20 protein-coding genes, 1 tRNA gene and 1 pseudogene are annotated in these 19368 nt (G+C 69.0%); 17 read left to right on the top strand and 5 right to left on the bottom strand.

Going from position 1 to position 19368, the window contains the following annotated elements:
* The first annotated feature begins 10 nt into the window (after positions 1-10).
* From ftsW to A5775_RS21155, 11 genes are all read left to right on the top strand, one after another.
* Positions 11-1675, top strand: a complete 1665-nt coding sequence (ftsW, locus tag A5775_RS21205) for a putative lipid II flippase FtsW (protein WP_369827900.1) — start codon at positions 11-13, stop codon at positions 1673-1675.
* Positions 1672-2907, top strand: a complete 1236-nt coding sequence (gene murG / locus A5775_RS21200; RefSeq protein WP_067256731.1) for an undecaprenyldiphospho-muramoylpentapeptide beta-N-acetylglucosaminyltransferase — start codon at positions 1672-1674, stop codon at positions 2905-2907. Before ftsW ends, murG begins: the two co-directional genes overlap by 4 nt.
* The gene (gene murC / locus A5775_RS21195) at positions 2904-4391 is read left to right on the top strand and encodes a UDP-N-acetylmuramate--L-alanine ligase (RefSeq protein ID WP_067256729.1); all 1488 of its coding nucleotides are present in this window, start codon (positions 2904-2906) and stop codon (positions 4389-4391) included. The genes murG and murC overlap by 4 nt, the downstream gene beginning before the upstream one ends.
* On the top strand, positions 4388-5413 hold the full coding sequence (locus A5775_RS21190; RefSeq protein ID WP_082953105.1) for a cell division protein FtsQ/DivIB: 1026 nt from the start codon (positions 4388-4390) through the stop codon (positions 5411-5413). The genes murC and A5775_RS21190 overlap by 4 nt, the downstream gene beginning before the upstream one ends.
* 267 nt (positions 5414-5680) lie before the next feature.
* On the top strand, positions 5681-6838 hold the full coding sequence (ftsZ, locus tag A5775_RS21185; RefSeq protein WP_067256798.1) for a cell division protein FtsZ: 1158 nt from the start codon (positions 5681-5683) through the stop codon (positions 6836-6838).
* Between the two features lie 91 nt (positions 6839-6929).
* Positions 6930-7637 carry a peptidoglycan editing factor PgeF gene (pgeF, locus tag A5775_RS21180; RefSeq protein ID WP_067256727.1) on the top strand — a complete coding sequence of 236 codons (708 nt, stop codon included), beginning with the start codon at positions 6930-6932 and terminating at the stop codon, positions 7635-7637.
* 5 nt (positions 7638-7642) lie between these two features.
* The gene (locus A5775_RS21175; RefSeq protein ID WP_067256724.1) at positions 7643-8428 is read left to right on the top strand and encodes a YggS family pyridoxal phosphate-dependent enzyme; all 786 of its coding nucleotides are present in this window, start codon (positions 7643-7645) and stop codon (positions 8426-8428) included.
* Positions 8429-8494: 66 nt separating this feature from the next.
* Entirely contained in the window at positions 8495-9151 is a 657-nt protein-coding gene (locus A5775_RS21170; RefSeq protein ID WP_067256722.1) for a cell division protein SepF, read from the top strand.
* Between the two features lie 187 nt (positions 9152-9338).
* On the top strand, positions 9339-9629 hold the full coding sequence (locus A5775_RS21165) for a YggT family protein (RefSeq protein WP_003878110.1): 291 nt from the start codon (positions 9339-9341) through the stop codon (positions 9627-9629).
* A 263-nt stretch (positions 9630-9892) separates the two neighbouring features.
* Positions 9893-10690, top strand: coding sequence for a DivIVA domain-containing protein (locus A5775_RS21160; protein ID WP_067256720.1), 798 nt, complete (start codon positions 9893-9895; stop codon positions 10688-10690).
* Positions 10691-10782: 92 nt separating this feature from the next.
* Positions 10783-11118, top strand: a complete 336-nt coding sequence (locus A5775_RS21155) for a hypothetical protein (RefSeq protein ID WP_067256718.1) — start codon at positions 10783-10785, stop codon at positions 11116-11118.
* Between the two features lie 11 nt (positions 11119-11129).
* On the opposite strand, the pseudogene A5775_RS21150 reads toward A5775_RS21155, so the two are convergent.
* Positions 11130-11810, bottom strand: a pseudogene (locus A5775_RS21150) (phosphoribosyltransferase); the annotation flags it as partial.
* A 241-nt stretch (positions 11811-12051) separates the two neighbouring features.
* Positions 12052-12137, bottom strand: a tRNA-Leu gene (locus tag A5775_RS21145).
* A gap of 112 nt (positions 12138-12249) precedes the next feature.
* Here A5775_RS21145 and A5775_RS21140 point away from each other — a divergent pair.
* Both A5775_RS21140 and A5775_RS21135 read left to right on the top strand, forming a co-directional pair.
* Positions 12250-13611: a M20/M25/M40 family metallo-hydrolase gene (locus A5775_RS21140; RefSeq protein ID WP_369827898.1), complete on the top strand. Its 1362-nt coding sequence runs from the start codon at positions 12250-12252 to the stop codon at positions 13609-13611.
* A 35-nt stretch (positions 13612-13646) separates the two neighbouring features.
* Positions 13647-14177 carry a YbhB/YbcL family Raf kinase inhibitor-like protein gene (locus A5775_RS21135; protein ID WP_008256205.1) on the top strand — a complete coding sequence of 177 codons (531 nt, stop codon included), beginning with the start codon at positions 13647-13649 and terminating at the stop codon, positions 14175-14177.
* 87 nt (positions 14178-14264) lie between these two features.
* Here the strand turns inward: A5775_RS21135 and A5775_RS21130 are convergent, their stop codons facing one another.
* Genes A5775_RS21130 through A5775_RS21120 form a run of 3 tightly spaced genes read right to left on the bottom strand, consistent with a single transcriptional unit; the run spans position 14265 to position 16692 of the window.
* Positions 14265-15317, bottom strand: coding sequence for a quinone-dependent dihydroorotate dehydrogenase (locus tag A5775_RS21130; RefSeq protein ID WP_369827899.1), 1053 nt, complete (start codon positions 15315-15317; stop codon positions 14265-14267).
* Positions 15318-15358: 41 nt separating this feature from the next.
* Entirely contained in the window at positions 15359-15628 is a 270-nt protein-coding gene (locus A5775_RS21125) for a DUF5703 family protein (protein WP_067256710.1), read from the bottom strand.
* On the bottom strand, positions 15625-16692 hold the full coding sequence (locus A5775_RS21120; RefSeq protein WP_369827897.1) for a YncE family protein: 1068 nt from the start codon (positions 16690-16692) through the stop codon (positions 15625-15627). Before A5775_RS21120 ends, A5775_RS21125 begins: the two co-directional genes overlap by 4 nt.
* A gap of 110 nt (positions 16693-16802) precedes the next feature.
* On the opposite strand from A5775_RS21120, the gene A5775_RS21115 reads away from it, so the two are divergent.
* From A5775_RS21115 to A5775_RS21100, 4 genes are all read left to right on the top strand, one after another.
* Entirely contained in the window at positions 16803-17105 is a 303-nt protein-coding gene (locus A5775_RS21115; RefSeq protein WP_067256707.1) for a hypothetical protein, read from the top strand.
* Positions 17106-17151: 46 nt separating this feature from the next.
* Positions 17152-17904: a histidine phosphatase family protein gene (locus A5775_RS21110; protein ID WP_067256704.1), complete on the top strand. Its 753-nt coding sequence runs from the start codon at positions 17152-17154 to the stop codon at positions 17902-17904.
* 61 nt (positions 17905-17965) lie between these two features.
* The gene (locus A5775_RS21105) at positions 17966-18553 is read left to right on the top strand and encodes a DUF3090 domain-containing protein (protein WP_067256702.1); all 588 of its coding nucleotides are present in this window, start codon (positions 17966-17968) and stop codon (positions 18551-18553) included.
* On the top strand, positions 18537-19352 hold the full coding sequence (locus A5775_RS21100; RefSeq protein WP_067256700.1) for an SCO1664 family protein: 816 nt from the start codon (positions 18537-18539) through the stop codon (positions 19350-19352). The genes A5775_RS21105 and A5775_RS21100 overlap by 17 nt, the downstream gene beginning before the upstream one ends.
* Positions 19353-19368 lie beyond the last annotated feature (16 nt).

Raw genomic sequence — 19368 nt, 5'->3', positions numbered from 1 at the left:
GACCGGCGGAATCGCCGCGACCGAGCAGGGGCCCGCGGACGACGCCGACTCGTCGACCGAGGACACCGACGCGGCCGCTGTTGCCGGGACGTCCTCGCACGACACCGGCAAGAACGGCAAGCCCCCCAAAGCCCCGAAGGCCCCTAAGGCGCAAAAGGAAACGGCCGCCGGCAACGACGGCGGTTCGCACAACCGGTTCGGCGCCTGGCTCGGCCGTCCCATGACGTCGTTTCATCTGCTCATCGCCATCGCCGCCTTGCTGACGACGCTCGGCCTGATCATGGTGCTCTCGGCGTCGGGCGTGCGGTCCTATGGCGCCGACGGGTCGGCCTGGATCATCTTCGGCAAGCAGGTCCTGTGGACGGTCATCGGGCTCGTCGCCTGCTACACCTCGTTGCGGATGTCGGTGCGGTTCATCCGCCGCGTCGCCTTCACCGGTTACGTCGTCACGGTCATCTTGCTGGTCTTGGTGCTCGTTCCCGGCATCGGCAACCTGGCCAACGGCTCCCGTAAGTGGTTCGTGGTCGCGGGCCTTTCCATGCAGCCTTCCGAGCTGGCCAAAATCGCCTTCGCCATCTGGGGTGCGCACATGCTCGCGGCCCGCCGCCTGGAGCGGGCCAGCCTGCGCGAACTGCTGATCCCGCTGGTGCCGGCGGCGATCATCGCGCTGGCGCTGATCGTTGCGCAGCCCGACCTCGGGCAGACGGTGTCGATGGGCATCATCCTGCTCGCCCTGCTCTGGTACGCCGGCCTGCCGCTGCGCGTCTTCGGCACCTCGCTGCTGGCGGTGTTCATGGCCGGCGCGGTCTTGGCGATGTCGGCCGGCTACCGGTCCGAGCGGGTGCGATCCTGGATCAACCCCGAGAACGACCCGCAGGACACGGGCTACCAGGCCCGGCAGGCGAAATTCGCATTGGCTCACGGCGGCATCTTCGGCGACGGCCTGGGCCAAGGCACCGCCAAATGGAACTACCTGCCCAACGCGCACAACGACTTCATCTTCGCGATCATCGGTGAGGAACTCGGTTTCATCGGCGCGTTCGGTCTGCTGGTCCTGTTCGGGCTGTTCGCCTACACCGGGATGCGGATCGCCCGCCGGTCGGCCGACCCGTTCCTACGGCTGCTGACGGCCACCACGACGATGTGGGTGCTGGGCCAGGCGTTCATCAACATCGGTTACGTGATCGGGATCCTGCCGGTGACGGGCATTCAGCTACCGCTCATCTCCGCCGGTGGAACATCCACCGCGGCAACGCTTTTCATGATCGGAATCATGGCCAACGCGGCCCGGCACGAACCCGAGGCGGTGGCCGCGCTGCGCGCCGGCCGTGACGACAAGGTGAACCGGCTGCTGCGGCTGCCGCTGCCCGAGCCGTATTCGCCCACGCGGCTGGAGGCGTTCCGCGGCCGCCGGTCTCGCCCGCAGCCGGAAGCCACGCCCCGCAAGGGCGCCGGATCGCCCGGGCGCAAGGCGGCCCGCAACGGCGAGGCACCGCTGCGACCGGCGCCGCCGCGAGCGGCCGGCCGGCCGGCTCGCCAGTCTGCGGGTAACGCCCGCTCACGGGCGAGGCATCATGGATCTGGCCAGCGCTATGCGACCCTTGGAGCCAATCAGGCCGCCGGCCGGCGTCAGCAACGGCGCACACGCGCATTGGAAGGTCAGCGTTACGGGTGAACGACACGGTCAACAAGCCGACCGGCGGGCGGGGGGCAGACCCTCTGCCCGCCGGTGCCGCGTTGTCGGCTTTTAAGCCGTTATCGGTCGTGCTGGCCGGCGGGGGAACGGCCGGCCACGTCGAGCCGGCAATGGCCGTCGCCGACGCGCTGAGTGCGCTTGACCCGCGGGTCCGGATCACCGCGCTGGGCACGGCGCGGGGGCTGGAAACCAGGCTGGTGCCCGCGCGCGGGTATGACCTCGAGCTGATCACCCCGGTGCCACTGCCGCGTAAGCCCAGCGGCGACCTGGCCCGCCTACCCTCGCGGGTGTGGCGAGCGGTCCGGGAAACCCGCGCCGTGCTGAGGGCGGTCGACGCCGATGTGGTGATCGGCTTCGGCGGGTACGTGGCGCTGCCGGCCTACCTCGCCGCCCGCGGCCTCCCCGGCGGGTACCCACGGCAGCGCCGGGTTCCGGTGGTGATCCACGAAGCCAACGCCAGCGCCGGGCTGGCCAACCGGGTAGGCGCCCGCAGCGCCGAACGGGTGCTCTCCGCGGTCCCCGATTGCGGCCTGCCGGGCGCCCAGGTCGTGGGGGTGCCGGTGCGCGAGGCCATCACCGCACTGGACCGCGCGGCGCTGCGCGCCGAAGCGCGCCGACACTTCGGTTTCGCCGACGACGCCCGGGTGCTGCTGGTGTTCGGCGGCTCACAGGGCGCGGCCTCGCTGAACCGGGCCGTTTCCGGGGCGGCCGCCGGTCTGGCCGAGGCGGGCGTGGCCGTGCTGCACGCGCACGGCCCCAAGAACACGCTCGACCTGCGTGAACCCCAGCCGGGCGATCCGCCGTACGTCGCGGTGCCCTACCTCGACCGGATGGATCTGGCCTATGCCGCCGCCGACCTGGTGATCTGCCGGTCGGGGGCGATGACGGTCGCCGAGGTCTCGGCGGTGGGTTTGCCGGCGATCTACGTGCCCCTGCCGATCGGCAACGGCGAGCAGCGGCTCAACGCGTTGCCGGTGGTCAATGCCGGCGGTGGCATGGTGGTCGCCGACGCCGACCTGACGCCCGAGCTGGTCGCCCGGGAAGTGGCGGACCTGGTGGGCGACCCGCCGCGGCTGGCGGCGATGACGACGGCCGCCGCGCAGGTGGGGCATCCCGATGCGGCACGCCAGGTGGCCCAGGCGGCGCTGGACATCGCCAGGAAGGCGCAGCTCGGCCGCTCGAGCGGCCGGGGGACCGGGGGAACCCGGTGAACACCCACCAGCTGCCGCCTGAGCTGCAGCGGGTGCACATGGTCGGCATCGGGGGCGCCGGCATGTCGGGCATCGCCCGCATCCTGCTCGACCGCGGCGGGCTGGTCTCCGGCTCGGATGCCAAGGAGTCGCGCGGCATCCATGCGCTGCGGGCCCGGGGCGCGCAGATCAACATCGGGCACGACGCGTCCTCGCTGGATCTGCTGCCCGGCGGCGCCACCGCCGTCATCACCACCCACGCCGCCATCCCCAAAACCAACCCCGAGCTCGTCGAGGCCCGGCGGCGCGGCATTCCGGTGATCCTGCGGCCGGCCGTGCTGGCCAAGCTGATGGACGGGCGCACCACGCTGATGGTCACCGGCACGCACGGCAAGACGACGACGACATCGATGCTGATCGTCGCGCTGCAGCACTGCGGGCGCGACCCGTCGTTCGCGGTCGGCGGGGAGATGGGGGAGGCCGGCACCAACGCCCACCACGGCAGCGGCGATTGCTTCGTCGCCGAGGCCGACGAAAGCGACGGGTCGCTGCTCGAATACACGCCGAACGTCGCGGTGGTCACCAACATCGAGACCGACCACCTGGACTTCTACGGCAGCGCCAAGGCCTACGTCGACGTGTTCGACGCCTTCGTGGAGCGGCTTGCCCCCGGCGGCGCGCTGGTGGTGTGCGTCGATGACCCGGGGGCGGCGGCGCTGGCACGGCGCACGGCCGCACTGGGCATTCGAGTCTTGCGCTACGGATCCGGCTCAGCGACCTCGCACTCGGGTGAACCCCTGGCCGCCGCCTTGTTGTCGTGGCAGCAGCAGGGCACCGAAGCGGTCGCCCAGATCCAGCTCGCTCCCGGCCTGGACCCCGAACAACGCCCGCGGGTGATGCGGTTATCGGTGCCCGGCCGTCACATGGCGCTCAACGCGATGGGCGCGCTGCTGGCGGCCGTCGAGATCGGCGCCCCGGCCGACGCGGTGCTGGACGGGCTGGCCGGCTTCGAGGGGGTGCGCCGCCGATTCGAGCTGGTCGGCACCGCGGGTAACGGGCAGCCGGTGCGAGTGTTCGACGACTATGCCCATCACCCCACCGAGATCGTCGCCACGCTGGGGGCGGTGCGAACCCTGCTCGAACAGAGCGGTGACGGCCGCAGCATCGCGGTGTTCCAGCCCCATTTATATTCGCGGACAAAAGCTTTCGCCGAGGAGTTCGGGCACGCGCTGGACGGCGCGGACGAGGTGTTCGTGCTCGACGTCTACGGCGCGCGCGAACAACCGCTGGCCGGTGTCAGCGGCGCCAGCGTCGCCGAGCACGTCAGCGTTCCGGTGCGCTACCTCCCGAACTTCTCCGCCGCCGCCGAGCAGGTGGCCGCGGTCGCCGGGCCCGGCGATGTCATCGTCACCATGGGGGCCGGGGACGTGACGTTGCTGGGACCCGAGATCGTCACGGCGCTGCGGGTGCGGGCCAACCGCGGCGCACCGGGAGCGCTGCGATGACCCAGAACCCCGAGCCGCCCGGGGCCACCCCGGCCGACCGCCCGGCGACGACGCGGGCTGCGGAGCGGCCCGCCGAGGAGCCGGGCAACCCGGGTGTCGGCGACCAACCCGACACCCCGGTCCCCGACGACGCCGTCACCGAACCGCTGTTCACGGGTGCGGGCGCCGACGAGACGGAAACCGCTCAAAGCGCCGATCCGGCGGAGGTCGAGGGGCCGCGCCGGCGGGCCCGCCGGGAACGCGCCGAACGCCGCGCCGCCCAGGCCCGCGCCACCGCCATCGAAGAGGCGCGCCGTGAAGCCAAGCGCAGGGCCACCGGACTGCCGGCCAGCGAGTCCAAACCCGTTGCGCGCGGCGTTGTTCGAGGGCTCAAGATGCTGTTGGTGACCATCCTGCTGGTGATCGTCGGCGTCGGGCTGGCATTGGTCCTCTATTTCACGCCAGCGATGTCGGCCCGCAACATCGTCGTCGTCGGCACCGGCGTGGTGACCCGCGAAGAGGTCCTGGACGTGGCCCAGGTGCGGCTCGGAACGCCGCTGCTGCAAATCAACACCAGCCAGGTCGCCGACCGGGTGGCGGCGATCCGACGCGTCGCCAGCGCGCGCGTGCAGCGCCAGTACCCGTCCGCGCTGCGGATCACCATCGTCGAGCGAGTCCCGGTGGCGGTCAAGGACTTTCCCGACGGGCCGCACCTTTTCGACCGGGACGGCGTGGACTTCGCGACCGGGCCGCCACCACCGGCGCTGCCTTACCTCGATGTCGCCGATCCGGGGCCGAACGACCCGGCCACCAAGGCCGCCCTTCAGGTGCTGACGGCGCTGCGGCCCGAGGTCCAGGACCAGGTCGGCCGGATCGCGGCGCCCTCGGTGGCGTCGATCACCCTGACGCTCGGCGACGGCCGGGTGGTGATCTGGGGGACCACCGACCGCACCGATGAGAAGGCCGAGAAGTTGTCCGCGCTATTGACCCAGCCCGGCAAGACCTACGACGTGTCGAGCCCCGACCTGCCGACGGTCAAGTAGCTTCCCGCCCGAATGTGAGGCCAGCCGCCCATTCGGCGCCGAGCGTGCGGCCAGCCGCACGCTGGCGAGACGGAAAAATTTGCGCGCCGCGTGTCGGCGCGCCTGCGGGGTTAGCGCGCGCCATGCCCATACCGTTCTGGTTGCGCGGAACTACTTGACATAACTCTAACTCTATGGTTGAGGTTGAGGGTTTGCCAGGGAGGACCGCCAACGTCCGGAGGAGCCCACCACCGGGAGAGCCGAGCCCATCAGGGAGGAAGACGAATGATGACCCCCCCGCACAACTACCTGGCCGTGATCAAGGTCGTAGGTATCGGTGGCGGCGGCGTCAACGCCGTCAACCGAATGATCGAACAGGGCCTCAAAGGCGTCGAGTTCATCGCGATCAACACCGACGCGCAGGCGCTGTTGATGAGCGATGCCGACGTCAAACTCGACGTCGGGCGAGACTCCACCCGCGGCCTGGGCGCCGGTGCCGACCCGGAGGTCGGACGCAGGGCCGCCGAGGACGCCAAGGACGAGATCGAGGAGCTGCTGCGCGGGGCGGACATGGTGTTCGTCACCGCCGGTGAGGGCGGCGGGACCGGCACCGGCGGGGCACCTGTCGTCGCCAGCATCGCCCGCAAGCTGGGGGCGTTGACCGTCGGCGTGGTCACCCGGCCGTTCTCGTTCGAGGGCAAGCGCCGCGGCACGCAGGCCGAAACCGGCATCAATTCGCTGCGGGAAAGCTGCGACACCCTCATCGTGATCCCCAACGACCGGCTGCTGCAGATGGGGGACGCCGCGGTATCGCTGATGGATGCGTTCCGCAGCGCCGACGAGGTGCTGCTCAACGGTGTGCAGGGCATCACCGACCTGATCACCACCCCGGGGCTGATCAACGTCGACTTCGCCGACGTCAAAGGCATCATGTCCGGCGCCGGTACCGCGCTGATGGGCATCGGCTCGGCCCGTGGCGAGGGTCGAGCGCTCAAGGCCGCCGAGATCGCGATCAACTCGCCGCTGCTGGAACAGTCGATGGAGGGTGCGCAGGGCGTCCTGATGTCGATCGCCGGCGGGAGCGACCTGGGCCTGTTCGAGATCAACGAGGCGGCCTCGCTGGTGCAGGACGCCGCGCATCAAGACGCCAACATCATCTTCGGCACCGTGATCGACGACTCGCTGGGCGACGAGGTGCGTGTCACCGTCATCGCGGCGGGCTTCGACGCCACCGGTCCCGGTCGCAAACCGGTCATCGGCGGCAGCGCCGACAAGGACGAGAAAGTCGGCGCGCACCGCATCGAGTCGGCGAAGGCCGGCAAGCTCACCTCGACGTTGTTCGAGCCGGTCGACGCGGTCAGCGTGCCGGTGCACACCAACGGTTCGACCTTGAATATCGGCGGCGATGACGATGACGTCGATGTGCCGCCGTTCATGCGCCGCTGAGGTCTCAATTTGCTTGCCACTGCGCGACAAACCGGCCGCGGCCGTACGTCGATGCGGCCTGGCGGGCAACACCTTCGGAGATACTGGTCAGGTGAGTGTGCGCATCCGGCGGGTGACCACCACCCGTGCCGGTGGTGTCTCGAAGCCACCCTTCGACACCTTCAATCTCGGAGATCACGTCGGTGATGACCCGGCCGCGGTCGCCGAGAACCGGGCCCGGCTGGCCGCCGCCGTCGGCTTGCGCGCCGGCCGGGTGGTGTGGATGAACCAGGTCCACGGTGATCGGGTCGAGGTGGTCGACGGGGCACGCGACAGCGCGGTGGAAGACACCGACGCCCTGGTGACCCGCACGGCGCGACTGGCGCTGGCGGTGGTGACCGCCGACTGTGTTCCGGTGTTGATGGCCGACGCGCACGCCGGTGTGGCCGCCGCGGTACACGCCGGCCGGGTCGGGGCCCAGCGCGGTGTGGTGGCGCGCACGGTGGAGGCGATGCTCGAGCTGGGTGCGCGGCCCGGCGACATTTCGGCCCTGCTGGGCCCCGCGGTCAGCGGCGACAACTACGAAGTGCCGGCGGCGATGGCCGACGAGGTCGAGGCGGCGCTGCCGGGCAGTCGCACCACCACCGCGGCGGGGACCCCCGGGCTCGATCTGCGGGCCGGAATCGCTTGCCAGCTAAAGGATTTGGGAGTCACCGCAATCGATATCGATCCTCGGTGCACGGTGGCCGACCCGACGTTGTTCAGTCATCGCCGGGATGCGCCCACCGGCCGGCTGGCCTCGATGGTCTGGATGGAGTGACCGCTATGGCGCTAGGAGCATCAGCCCCAGAAAGCGGAAGCGACCGCGAATCGGAATTGACCCACGCCTTGGCGGCGGTGCGCTCACGCCTTGCCGCGGCGGCAGAAGCGGCGGGCCGCAATGTCGGGGAAATCGAAGTTTTACCGATTACCAAATTCTTCCCAGCAACCGATGTTGTGACTTTGTCCCGATTGGGTTGTCGGGCCGTCGGCGAATCGCGGGACCAGGAAGCGACGGCAAAGGCAGCCGAAGTCACTCGGTTGCTGGCGGCATCTGCGCGGACGAACGTGGGAAACCCGCGCTGGCACATGGTGGGTCATATCCAGCGGAACAAGGCGCGGTCGGTGGCCTGTTGGGCGCACACCGCCCACTCGGTCGACAGCGCTCACCTGGTAAGCGCGCTCGACCGGGGAGTGGCGGCGGCGCTGGCCGACGGGCACCGCTCCGACCCGATGCGAATCTATGTCCAGGTCAGCCTCGACGGCGACGAGTCCCGCGGCGGCGTGGACATTTCCCGGCCGGGGGCCGTCGACCAGATGTGCGCTCAGGTCGCGGAGTCGACCAACCTGGATCTGGCCGGATTGATGGCAATCCCGCCGCTGAACTCGGATCCCGACGAAGCCTTTGACCGGCTTCAATCGGAACACCGGCGGGTGCTCGAATCGCATCGGAACGCGGTCGGCCTGTCCGCGGGCATGTCCGACGACTTCGAAATTGCGGTCAAACACGGTTCGACATGTGTGCGTGTCGGTACCGCGCTATTGGGTCGTAGACCGTTACCGTCACCGTAAGTAGTCACTGCAGTAACAGCTTTATCACTAACACCAGGAATCCCAGGGGCTAGAAGGGTCAACGCAATGAGCACACTGCACAAAGTCAAGGCCTATTTCGGTATGGCCCCAATGGACGACTACGAAGACGAGTATTACGACGACCGCGCGCCGTCACGCGGTTTCCCGCGCCCGCGATTTGACGAAGCTTTCCAGGGAGGATACGGCCGCTACGACGGCGACGACTATGACGACCCGCGCCGCGAGCCCGCCGACTACCCGCCGCCCGGCGGCTACCGCGCCGGCTACGCCGAGGAGGCGCGCTACAGCCCCGTTCACCCCCGCGAGTTCGACCGGGCCGAGAGGGGCGGGCCCCGTTTCGGGTCGTGGTTGCGCAATTCCACCCGCGGCGCGCTGGCGATGGACCCGCGCCGGATGGCGATGATGTTCGAAGAGGGCCACCCGCTGTCGAAGATCACCACGTTGCGGCCCAAGGACTACAGCGAGGCCCGCACCATCGGCGAGCGTTTCCGCGATGGCACCCCGGTCATCATGGACCTGGTGTCGATGGACAACGCCGACGCCAAGCGGCTCGTCGACTTCGCGGCCGGCCTCGCCTTTGCGCTGCGCGGCTCCTTCGACAAGGTGGCGACCAAGGTCTTCCTGCTGTCACCCGCCGACGTGGACGTGTCCCCGGAGGAGCGCCGCCGGATCGCCGAAACCGGTTTCTACGCTTACCAATAGACGCAACCGACCCCGCTCGGCGACGGCTTGTCCGTGGGAGGCGATCGCACCCTCGAACGGGTGAGCGATCCCCGGGACCACGTGACGTGGGGCCCGTAACCCGGAGTCGGTAGGCTGGCAGGCGCCGCGCACGTCCGCGGCGCTTGGCATCGCGTGGCATCTCATCGGTAAGGTCGGGGCACTTCAGTTGGTGTTGTTCTTTCAGATCCTTGGGTTTGCGCTGTTCATCTTCTGGCTGCTGCTCATCGCTCGGGTCGTCGTCGAGTTCATTCGGTCCTTCAGCCGGGACTGGCATCCCACCGGCATCACCGTGGTGGTGCTGGAGATCATCATGTCGATCACCGACCCGCCGGTGAAGCTGCTCCGCCGGCTGATCCCCCAACTCACCATCGGAGCGGTCCGCTTCGACCTGTCGATCATGGTGCTGTTGCTGGTGGCGTTCATCGGGATGCAGCTGGCGTTCGGCGCCGCGGCCTGAGCCGATCCCGCCCCCCGCGGCGTGAGCCCGTTCCGGGCCAGGAGTCGGTTCGGACACGTTTTAGCGTCGGTTTGGTTCGCGCGATTTAAAATTTCTCAGGGTTCGGATTTTATTGGGCTCAGTGTTTGAAATTGGTTCTTATTTATTGGGCTAATCAGCAACCGTCGCGCCTGGTGTGACAGGATGGACGGCAGTTGCACTACGGCTACCACTGCGTTCTACACTTTCCAGAACGTTAGACAGGAACTTGAGGGGACGAAACAATGCCGCTTACACCAGCCGACGTCCACAATGTGGCGTTCAGTAAGCCACCGATCGGCAAGCGGGGCTACAACGAAGACGAGGTGGATGCCTTCCTCGATCTGGTGGAAGCCGAGCTGACGCGACTCATCGAAGAGAACAGCGATCTGCGCCAGCGGATTGAAGAGTTGGACCAGGAACTGGCCTCTGGTGGCGGGGCTGCCGCCCCGGCCGCTGCCGCCGCGCCCACCCAGGCCATTCCTGTCCGCGAGCCCGAGCCGGAGCCCGTCAAGGCGGCGGCCGCCCCGGCCGCGGCGGTCAACAACGAGGAACAGGCCATGAAGGCCGCCCGGGTGCTCAGCCTGGCCCAAGACACCGCCGACCGGCTGACCAGCACCGCGCAGGCCGAGTCGGAGAAGATGCTGTCCGACGCCCGCGCCAACGCCGACCAGATCCTCAGCGAGGCCCGCAGCACCGCCGAGACCACGGTCACCGAGGCCCGGCAGCGCGCCGACGCGATGTTGGCGGACGCGCAGACCCGGTCGGAGACCCAGTTGCGCCAGGCCCAGGAAAAGGCCGACGCCCTGCAGGCCGACGCCGAACGCAAGCATTCCGAGATCATGGGCACCATCAACCAGCAGCGCACGGTCCTGGAAGGCCGCCTCGAGCAGCTCCGCACCTTCGAGCGCGAATACCGCACCCGGCTCAAGACGTATCTGGAGTCTCAGTTGGAGGAACTCGGCCAGCGCGGATCGGCGGCCCCTGTGGACTCCAGTGCGGACGCGGGCGGGTTCGAACAATTCAACCGGGGTAACAACTAGCCTTTCAGTGGTGCCGGACGCTCGCCGAGCTTCGGGGTTGGCACACTAGGTCTTGAACACCGCAGTCCCGCTCGTCGCCTGGAGGATGCCCGATGCTCGTCATTGCGCTGGTATTGGCCCTGATCGGGCTTGTCGCCTTGGTGTTCGCGGTCGTCACGAGCAACGAGCTGGTCGCCTGGGTGTGCATCGTCGCCAGCGTGGTGGGTGTGGTGTTGTTGATCCTCGACGCCTTGCGGGAGCGCCAGCAGCGCGAGGCCGGTGGTGACGAAGACCAGGATGCGGGCGACGCCCAGCCCGACGAGGAAGACTACGTCGACTACCCCGAGGAAGTCCCCGCGGAGGGCGAGCCGGAGGCCGCCTCCGAAGCGACCGAGCCGTCGGAGTCCAGCGTCGCGGCCGACGGCCGCAGCGACAAGCCCGCCAAGTAACCTCGGCGCGCTCAGGCGGTCGGCGTGGCGAGTAGGTCGCGCACCTCGTCGTCACTGACCTGATGAAAGTCGTCGTAGACCTGGCCGACCGCTTCGAAGCCGGGCGGCATCGTCACGCACACCACGTCATCGGCCTCGAGCGCGAGGTCGCGGCAGGTCGACTCCGGTCCCACCGGGACCGCGACGGTGATTGATTTCGGGCCCGCGGCCCGCACCGCGCGCACGGCGGCCAGCATGCTGGCGCCGGTGGCGATCCCGTCGTCGGCCAGGATCACCACCCGGTCGCGCAGGTCGGCGATCGGGCGGTCGCCGCGGTACGCGTGCTCGCGCCGGAGCAGTTCGGACGTCTCGCTGTCGATCACCTCACGCACCTGCTCATCGGTGATGCGCAAGCTGGCGACGACGTCGTCGTTCATCACCAGCCCGCCACCGCTGGCCAGCGCGCCCATCGCCAGCTCCGACCAGTCCGGCACCCCGAGCTTGCGCACCAGGAACACATCCAGCGGAGCACCTACGGCGGCGGCGATCTCCCAGGCCACCGGCACTCCGCCGCGGGCCAGCCCGAACACCAGCACGTCGTCGCGGCCGCGGTAGGACATCAACTCCGCGGCCACCGCGCGACCAGCCTCGCGGCGGTCACGGAAATTGCGTGTCGCCGTTCGACGGAGAAAGCCGTTCGGTCGGTTCATTGGTCCGCCCACCAGCCTACGTGTGAAAGCCCATTCACGGAGGCCCGCGCTCGGTCTGATGGCCGGCGCAGGCGCAATACGGTTGCGCGGCAAGGGGATTGGACGTAGCGGGCGATGTCGGGTCTAATGGAGCGATCGCCGCTCAACACCGCCGCAGTGTGGGTGTGATCGCGGCTTCGCCGCTCAACACGCTCCATCGGCTCGGAAGTGAATGCGAGCATCCACTTCGCTCGCCTCAGTCGCGTGTCCGAGGGGGGACTTGAACCCCCACGCCCATTAGTAGGGCACTAGCACCTCAAGCTAGCGCGTCTGCCATTCCGCCACTCGGACAAGACCAAACCAGCATGGGTTGGCAGCTAAGGCTATCGGATTGCCCGCCGCGAACCCAATCCAGTTCCTCGGGACGTCTCGGTGCTCGGCGTCGAGCCGTCCGGCCCTGGCAATGGTAGGAAAGGGGGTTGTGACCATTCAGAGCGGGGCGGCCAACCGGAGCGACGATGTGGTCGAGGTGGTCAGCAAGCTGATCCGGTTCGACACCACCAACACCGGCGATCCGGAGACCACGAAGGGTGAGGCCGACTGCGCGCAGTGGGTCGCCGAGCAACTCGCCGAGGTCGGCTACGCGCCGCAGTATCTCGAGTCCGGCGCCCCGGGCCGCGGCAACGTCTTCGTCCGCCTGCCGGGCGCCGACCGCTCGCGGGGCGCGCTGCTGATCCATGGGCATCTCGACGTGGTGCCGGCCGAGCCGACCGAATGGAGCGTGCACCCGTTCTCCGGCGCGGTCAAAGACGGCTTTGTCTGGGGCCGCGGGGCGATCGACATGAAGGACATGGTCGGCATGATGATCGTGGTGGCCCGGCAGTTGAAGCGGGACGGCATCGTGCCCCCGCGCGACCTGGTCTTCGGATTCATCGCCGACGAAGAGCACGGCGGGACCTACGGCGCGCAGTGGCTGGTCGACAACCGGCCGGATCTGTTCGACGGCGTCACCGAGGCGATCGGCGAGGTGGGTGGTTTCTCGCTGACCGTGCCGCGCCGCGACGGAGGCGAACGTCGGCTCTACCTGATCGAGACGGCCGAAAAGGGGCTGTCGTGGATGAGGCTGACCGCCCGCGGCCCGGCCGGCCACGGATCGATGGTGCACGACCAGAACGCCGTCACCGCCGTCGCCGAGGCCGTCGCCCGCCTGGGCCGGCACCAGTTTCCGCTGGTGCTGACCGACACCGTCGCGCAGTTCCTCGCGGCCGTCAGCGAGGAGACCGGTCTCACCTTCGACACCGACTCGGGTGACCTGCGGGGAGCGGTCGAGAAGCTGGGCCCGATGGCCCGCATGCTCAAGGCGGTGCTGCACGACACCGCGAACCCCACCATGCTCAAGGCCGGATACAAGGCCAACGTCGTCCCCGCGATCGCGGAGGCGGTGGTGGACTGCCGGATCCTTCCCGGCCGCAAGGAGGCGTTCGAGGCCGAGATCGACGAGCTGATCGGACCGGACGTGACCCGCGAGTGGATCAAGGACTTCTCGTCGTATGAGACCAGCTTCGACGGTGACCTGGTCGACGCGATGAACGACGCCCTGCTGGCGCTCGACCCGGGCGCCCGCACCGTGCCGTATATGCTCTCCGGTGGTACCGACGCGAAATCCTTCGCGCGCTTGGGTATTCGCTGCTTCGGTTTCAGCCCGCTGCGGTTGCCGCCGGATCTGGATTTCACCGCGCTGTTCCATGGCGTCGATGAGCGGGTACCCATCGACGCGTTGCGGTTCGGCACCGACGTGCTGACCCACTTCCTGACCCACTGCTAATGAGGACCGCAAGCCGATCACCCGAGAGGACCGTCATGAGCACTGCTCCCGACCCGTACGCATCGCTGCCCAAGCTGCCGACGTTCACGTTGACCTCGCAATCGGTCACCGACGGTCAGCCCCTGGCCAAGCCCCAGGTCAGCGGGATCATGGGCGCCGGTGGCGAAGACGTCAGCCCCCAGCTGAGCTGGTCGGGATTCCCGGACGGGACCCGCAGCTTCGCCGTCACCGTCTATGACCCCGACGCGCCGACGGCCTCCGGGTTCTGGCACTGGGCGGTGGCCAACCTGCCGGCCGACGTCACCGAGCTTGCCGAGGGAGCCGGCGACGGCAGCAATCTACCCGGTGACGCGCTGACGCTGGTCAACGACGCCGGGCTGCGCCGCTACCTGGGCGCCGCGCCGCCGGCCGGTCACGGTCCGCATCGCTACTACATCGCCGTGCACGCCGTGGACACCGACAAGCTGGATCTCCCCGAGGACGCCAGCCCCGCCTTCCTCGGGTTCAACCTGTTCCAGCACGCCATCGCGCGGGCGGTCATCCACGCCACCTACGAACAGAAGTAGGGGAGGGCCCTTCGCCCCAGCCGCGAAAGTGCAACTGCCGACGCATTTTCCGCGTGAACGCGTCGCCCACTGCACTCCCGCGGGGGCTCAGTGAGCCGTCGAGCCGACCGCATCACTGAGCGAGGCGAATTCGCCGTCGTGCAGCCGACGCGCGACGCCGTCGTGAATCTGCTTGGCCCACAAGCCACCTCCGTAGATGAAGCCGGTGTAGCCCTGCAGCAGCGAGGCGCCCGCGGTGATCCGCTCCCAGGCGTCGTCGGCATTCTCGATGCCGCCGACGCTGATCAGTACCAGCCGGTCGCCGACCCGGCTGTAGAGCCGGCGCAGCACCTCGACAGCGCGGCGTGCCACCGGCGGCCCGGAGATGCCGCCGGCGCCCAGCGCCTCGACCCCCGGGGTTTTCAGGCCGTCGCGCGACACCGTGGTGTTGGTGGCCACGATCCCGGCCAGGCCGAGTTCGACCGCCAGGTCCGCGATGTCGTCCACGTCGGAGTCGGAGAGGTCCGGCGCGATCTTCACCAGCACCGGTTTGGTCGTCTCGGCGAGGACGGCCGCCAGGATGGGCCGCAGCGACTCGACCGCCTGTAGATCACGCAGGCCCGGGGTGTTAGGCGAGCTGACGTTGACCACCAGGTAGGACGCCAGGGGGGCGACCAGCCGGGCGCTCGCCCGGTAGTCGTCGACGGCCTGATCGGCCGGCGTTGTCTTCGTCTTGCCGATGTTGACCCCGATCGGCACCTCCGGCCGCTGTCGCGCGAGCCGCATCGCCAGCGCGCCGGCACCGAGATTGTTGAAGCCCATCCGGTTCAGCAGGGCCCGGTCGGGGGGCAGCCGGAACATGCGGGGAGCCGGGTTGCCGGGCTGCGGGTGGGCGGTGACGGTCCCGATCTCGGCATACCCGAAACCCAGCGCGCCCCAGGTGAGCACGCCCAGACCGTCCTTGTCGAAGCCGGCCGCCAGCCCGAGCGGGCCCGGGAAGCGCACCCCGAACACGGTGCTGGCCAGCGCCGGGTCGGTCGGGGCAAGCAGCCGGCGCAACACCCGCCGCGTCCAGGCGAGCCTCGTGACGCCGCGCAGGATGGCGAAAACCAGCGTGTGGATGCGCTCGGGCGGGATCACGAAAAACAGCTGCCGCGCCACGCCGTACAACCGGTGGCCGCCCTCGCGTGGTCGCTCGGGCGTCACAGTTCGGGCTGGTCGGGCCGTCGCCCCTCGACGCCCGCAGCGTCGAAACGAGACTTCTTGCGGCGCAACAAAACTCGTCTACTGCCGTCGGTGTAGAGGCGCACTCTGGTCAACTCCCAGCCGCGGTATTCGGCCTCGATGGACAAACGGGTGGACGCGCTGACCCGGGTGACTTCCGGGGGCAGGCGCAGCGGCACCCATTCGTATTCGTCGGACATCTCGGTGTCCCAGCCCGCGGGCAAGCGGCTGCGCCGGGCCGCGGTCAACGCCTACCCGCCGCGTGGTCGATGACCTGAACTCCCGCACCGGATCCCGACACCACGTACAAGGTGTCCGACGCTTCGTCGAAGGCCAGTGAGTTCGGTTGCTGCACGGTGGGGTAACGCACCTTTTCGACGGGAATTCCGGTGGACAGATCGTAACCAATGACGATATTGGAAAGTGTCGCCGAAACCCAGGCTAACGCGCGGGAACCGGCCAGGCCGTAGGGCGCCTGGGAGACCGGGTAGGCCTGACGCAGGATCAGCGGGTCCACGCCGTACACCAGCAGCTGGCCGCCGCGGGTATCGGCGACCAGGACCCGGCCCAGCGCGTCGGCGGCCATGGTGGTGGCGCCCCTGCCGGCGCGCAGCGCCTGCTGGACGTGACCGTCGGCGCCAATCGTCGTCACAGACGTCTGTCCGCGGTCCAGCACGACCGTCGTATTGCCTTGTGTGGCAAGGCAATCGACGCGCGCGAAGATCTTGTTCCGGGTCTCGACGCTCGCACTGGTCACGGCGCCCGGCGTCGGAGAAGCCAGGGTGTAGACAGCGCCGTCGGCGCTGCCCAACACCAGCTTGCCGTCGGCGCGTTGGGCCACCGCGGTGAATTCGCTCTGGGCGGCCTCGGTGACGCCCACCCGCGCCGCGTGGCCGGTGGTCAGGTCGACCGCGAAGTAGCCGCCGCGTGCGGCGAGGTAGACGGTTCCGTGGCCGTCGGCGGTCAGCGCGGTCGCCGGTCCCGGCAGGTCGACGATGCGGGGGGCGGCCTGCGGGTCACCGAAAACGGCAACGCTGGTGGGGCCTGCCGCGTCGGCACCTGGCGCCAAAACCGCCAGCTGGCCGGTGCCGCCGTCGAACACCGCCGCCGCGGCGCGGGCGGCCAGCGGGCGCACCGCGCCGGCGGGAGGCTGTGACACCGGCGGCGACACGGCCGCCAGCGCGGGTTCGATGGTGCGCGGCGCGCTCTGAAGCGGATTCGACGAGCACCCGACCGTCACGGTCAGCAAAACCGCTATACCCACCAAACCGCCTTGAGCTGCCAGCTTGTGACGTCCTTGTCGTGGCAGCAATTCGTTTCCCTCACGGTGCGGCGGTGGAACCCAAATTCTAAGGAACGCTCTCGCGTCCAACAGGGCCATGCTGCCCGTCTTCGGCCGTACTGGCGAGGTATCGTCTGCTCATGGCCGTCACCGCTGACCGTCATATGACGCAGAAAGAGTTTGCTGTCGAAGACATGTCGACAGGTATTTTCGCTAGCGGATACGGACAAGTCGGTGATGGACGAAGTTTTTCGTTCCACATCGAAAGCGGATCACTCGTCGTCGAGGTTTACCGGCCGCGTCTTGCCGGACCTGTCCCGCAGGCCGACGAGGTGGTCGCCACCGCAGTCCGCAGCCTGGTCGATATCGACCTCACGGACGAACGCAGTCTGAGCGCGGCGGTGCGCGACTCCGTGGCGCACGCCGCGCCGCCGTCGGGCTAGTCACCTGCGGTAGCGGCGCCGCGCACCGGGTAGCGTCGTGGTCGATATGACCGTCATCCTGTTGCGACACGGCCGCTCCAGCTCGAACACCGCGGGCATTCTCGCCGGTCGTTCCGAGGGCGTCGACCTCGATGACAAGGGCCGGGAACAAGCCGCCGGGCTGATCGACCGGATCGGTGATCTGCCGGTTCGGGAATTGATCACCTCGCCGCTGTTGCGCTGCCGTCGCACCCTCGAGCCCCTGGCCGAGGCGCTGTGTCTGGCGCCGCTCGTCGATGATCGGCTTGCCGAAGTGGACTACGGAGAATGGACCGGCCGCAAAATCGGCGAGCTGGTGAGCGAGCCCTTGTGGAAGGTCGTTCAGGCTCATCCCAGCGCGGCGGTCTTTCCCGGCGGCGAGGGCCTGGCGCAGGTGCAGGCGCGGGCGGTCGCCGCCGTCCGCGAGCACGATCGACGCCTCGCGGCCGAGCATGGTGGCGACGCGCTGTGGGTCGCTTGCACTCACGGTGATGTCATCAAAGCGGTCATCGCCGACGCGTATGGCATCCACCTGGACGGCTTCCAGCGCGTCACCGCCGATCCGGCATCGGTCAGCGTGATCCGCTACACCGAGCTGCGCCCGTTTGTGTTGCACGTCAACCACACCGGCGCCCGGTTGTCCGCCGCATTGCGCGCCGGGCCGCCCCCGAAGGAAGAGGCAAAGGCGGAAACGGACGGGCAATCCAACGGCGAGCCGCAGGCGCCACCGGCCACCGGGGTGCCGTCCAGCGACGCCGTGGTCGGCGGTTCCACGGATTAATTCGGCTGCCACCACTATCGGATCGCACGGCGACGGCAACAGCCGGTATTTTGGAGGTGCCATGTCCCGCGCAATTCACGTCTTCCGCACACCCGACCGCTTCGTGGCCGGGACCGTTGGCCAGCCCGGAAACCGCACGTTCTACATCCAGGCGGTGCACGACGCCCGGGTGGTGTCGGTGATCTTGGAGAAGCAGCAGGTTGCCGTGCTGGCCGAACGCATCGGCGCGCTGCTGCTCGAGGTTAATCGCAGGTTCGGCACGCCGGTTCCCCCGGAGCCCGCCGAGGTCGAGGACCTGAAGCCGTTGATCACACCCGTGGACGCCGAGTTTCGGGTCGGGACCATGGGCCTGGGCTGGGATTCGGAGGCCCAGACCGTCGTGGTCGAGCTGCTGGCCGTCACCGATGCCGAGTTCGACGCGTCGGTGGTGCTCGACGACACCGAGGAGGGTCCCGACGCAGTACGGGTGTTCTTGACACCGGAGTCCGCGCGGCAGTTCGCCACCCGCTCCAGCCGCGTGATCTCGGCGGGGCGTCCACCGTGCCCGCTGTGCGACGAACCGTTGGATCCGGAGGGACATATCTGCGCACGCGCCAACGGCTATCGGCGCAACGCGCTGCTCGGGTCAGACGATGACCCCGAGATATGACGACCATGAGGTGTTGCGCGACGGCGAGCTGACGGTCATCGGACGGATCCGCTCGGCCAGCAACGCCACCTTCTTGTGCGAATCGACGCTCGACGAGCGCGCGGTGCATTGCGTCTACAAGCCGGTGGCCGGTGAGGCGCCGCTGTGGGATTTTCCCGACGGAACGTTGGCCGGCCGCGAGCGGGGCGCGTACCTGGTGTCCGCGCGATTGGGGTGGAACATCGTGCCCTACACGATCATTCGCCACGGGCCGGCGGGCCCGGGCATGCTGCAGCAGTGGGTGCAGCAGCCCGGCGACACGGTGGGCACCGATCCGCGGCCGGGTCCGGACCTGGTCGACCTGTTCCCCGCCGGTAACGCCCAGCCCGGCTACCTGCCGGTGCTGCGCGCCCACGACTACGCCGGCGACGAGGTCGTGTTGATGCACGCCGACGATATTCGGCTGTGGCGGATGGCGGTGTTCGACGTGCTGGTCAACAACGCCGACCGCAAGGGCGGCCACGTCCTGCGCGACCTCGACGGCCACATCTTCGGGGTCGACCATGGGGTGTGCCTGCACGTGGAGAACAAGCTGCGGACCGTGCTGTGGGGATGGGCCGGCAAGCCGATCGACGGTCAAACGTGCAAGGCCGTCGCCGGGCTGGCCGAGGCCCTCACCGGCTCGTTCGGCGACGAATTGGCCGAACACATCACCCGCGCGGAGATCGCCGCGCTGGGCATGCGCGCGCACGCACTGCTGGACAATCCGGTGATGCCCGTGCCCAACCGGCATCGTCCGATTCCGTGGCCCGCTTTCTAGCGGCGATCGCAAGCGC

Origin of the sequence: Mycobacterium sp. 852002-10029_SCH5224772 (assembly GCF_001667315.1) — a bacterium.
Taxonomy (GTDB): Bacteria; Actinomycetota; Actinomycetes; order Mycobacteriales; family Mycobacteriaceae; genus Mycobacterium.
This window is presented reverse-complemented; position numbering and strand designations above follow the sequence as displayed.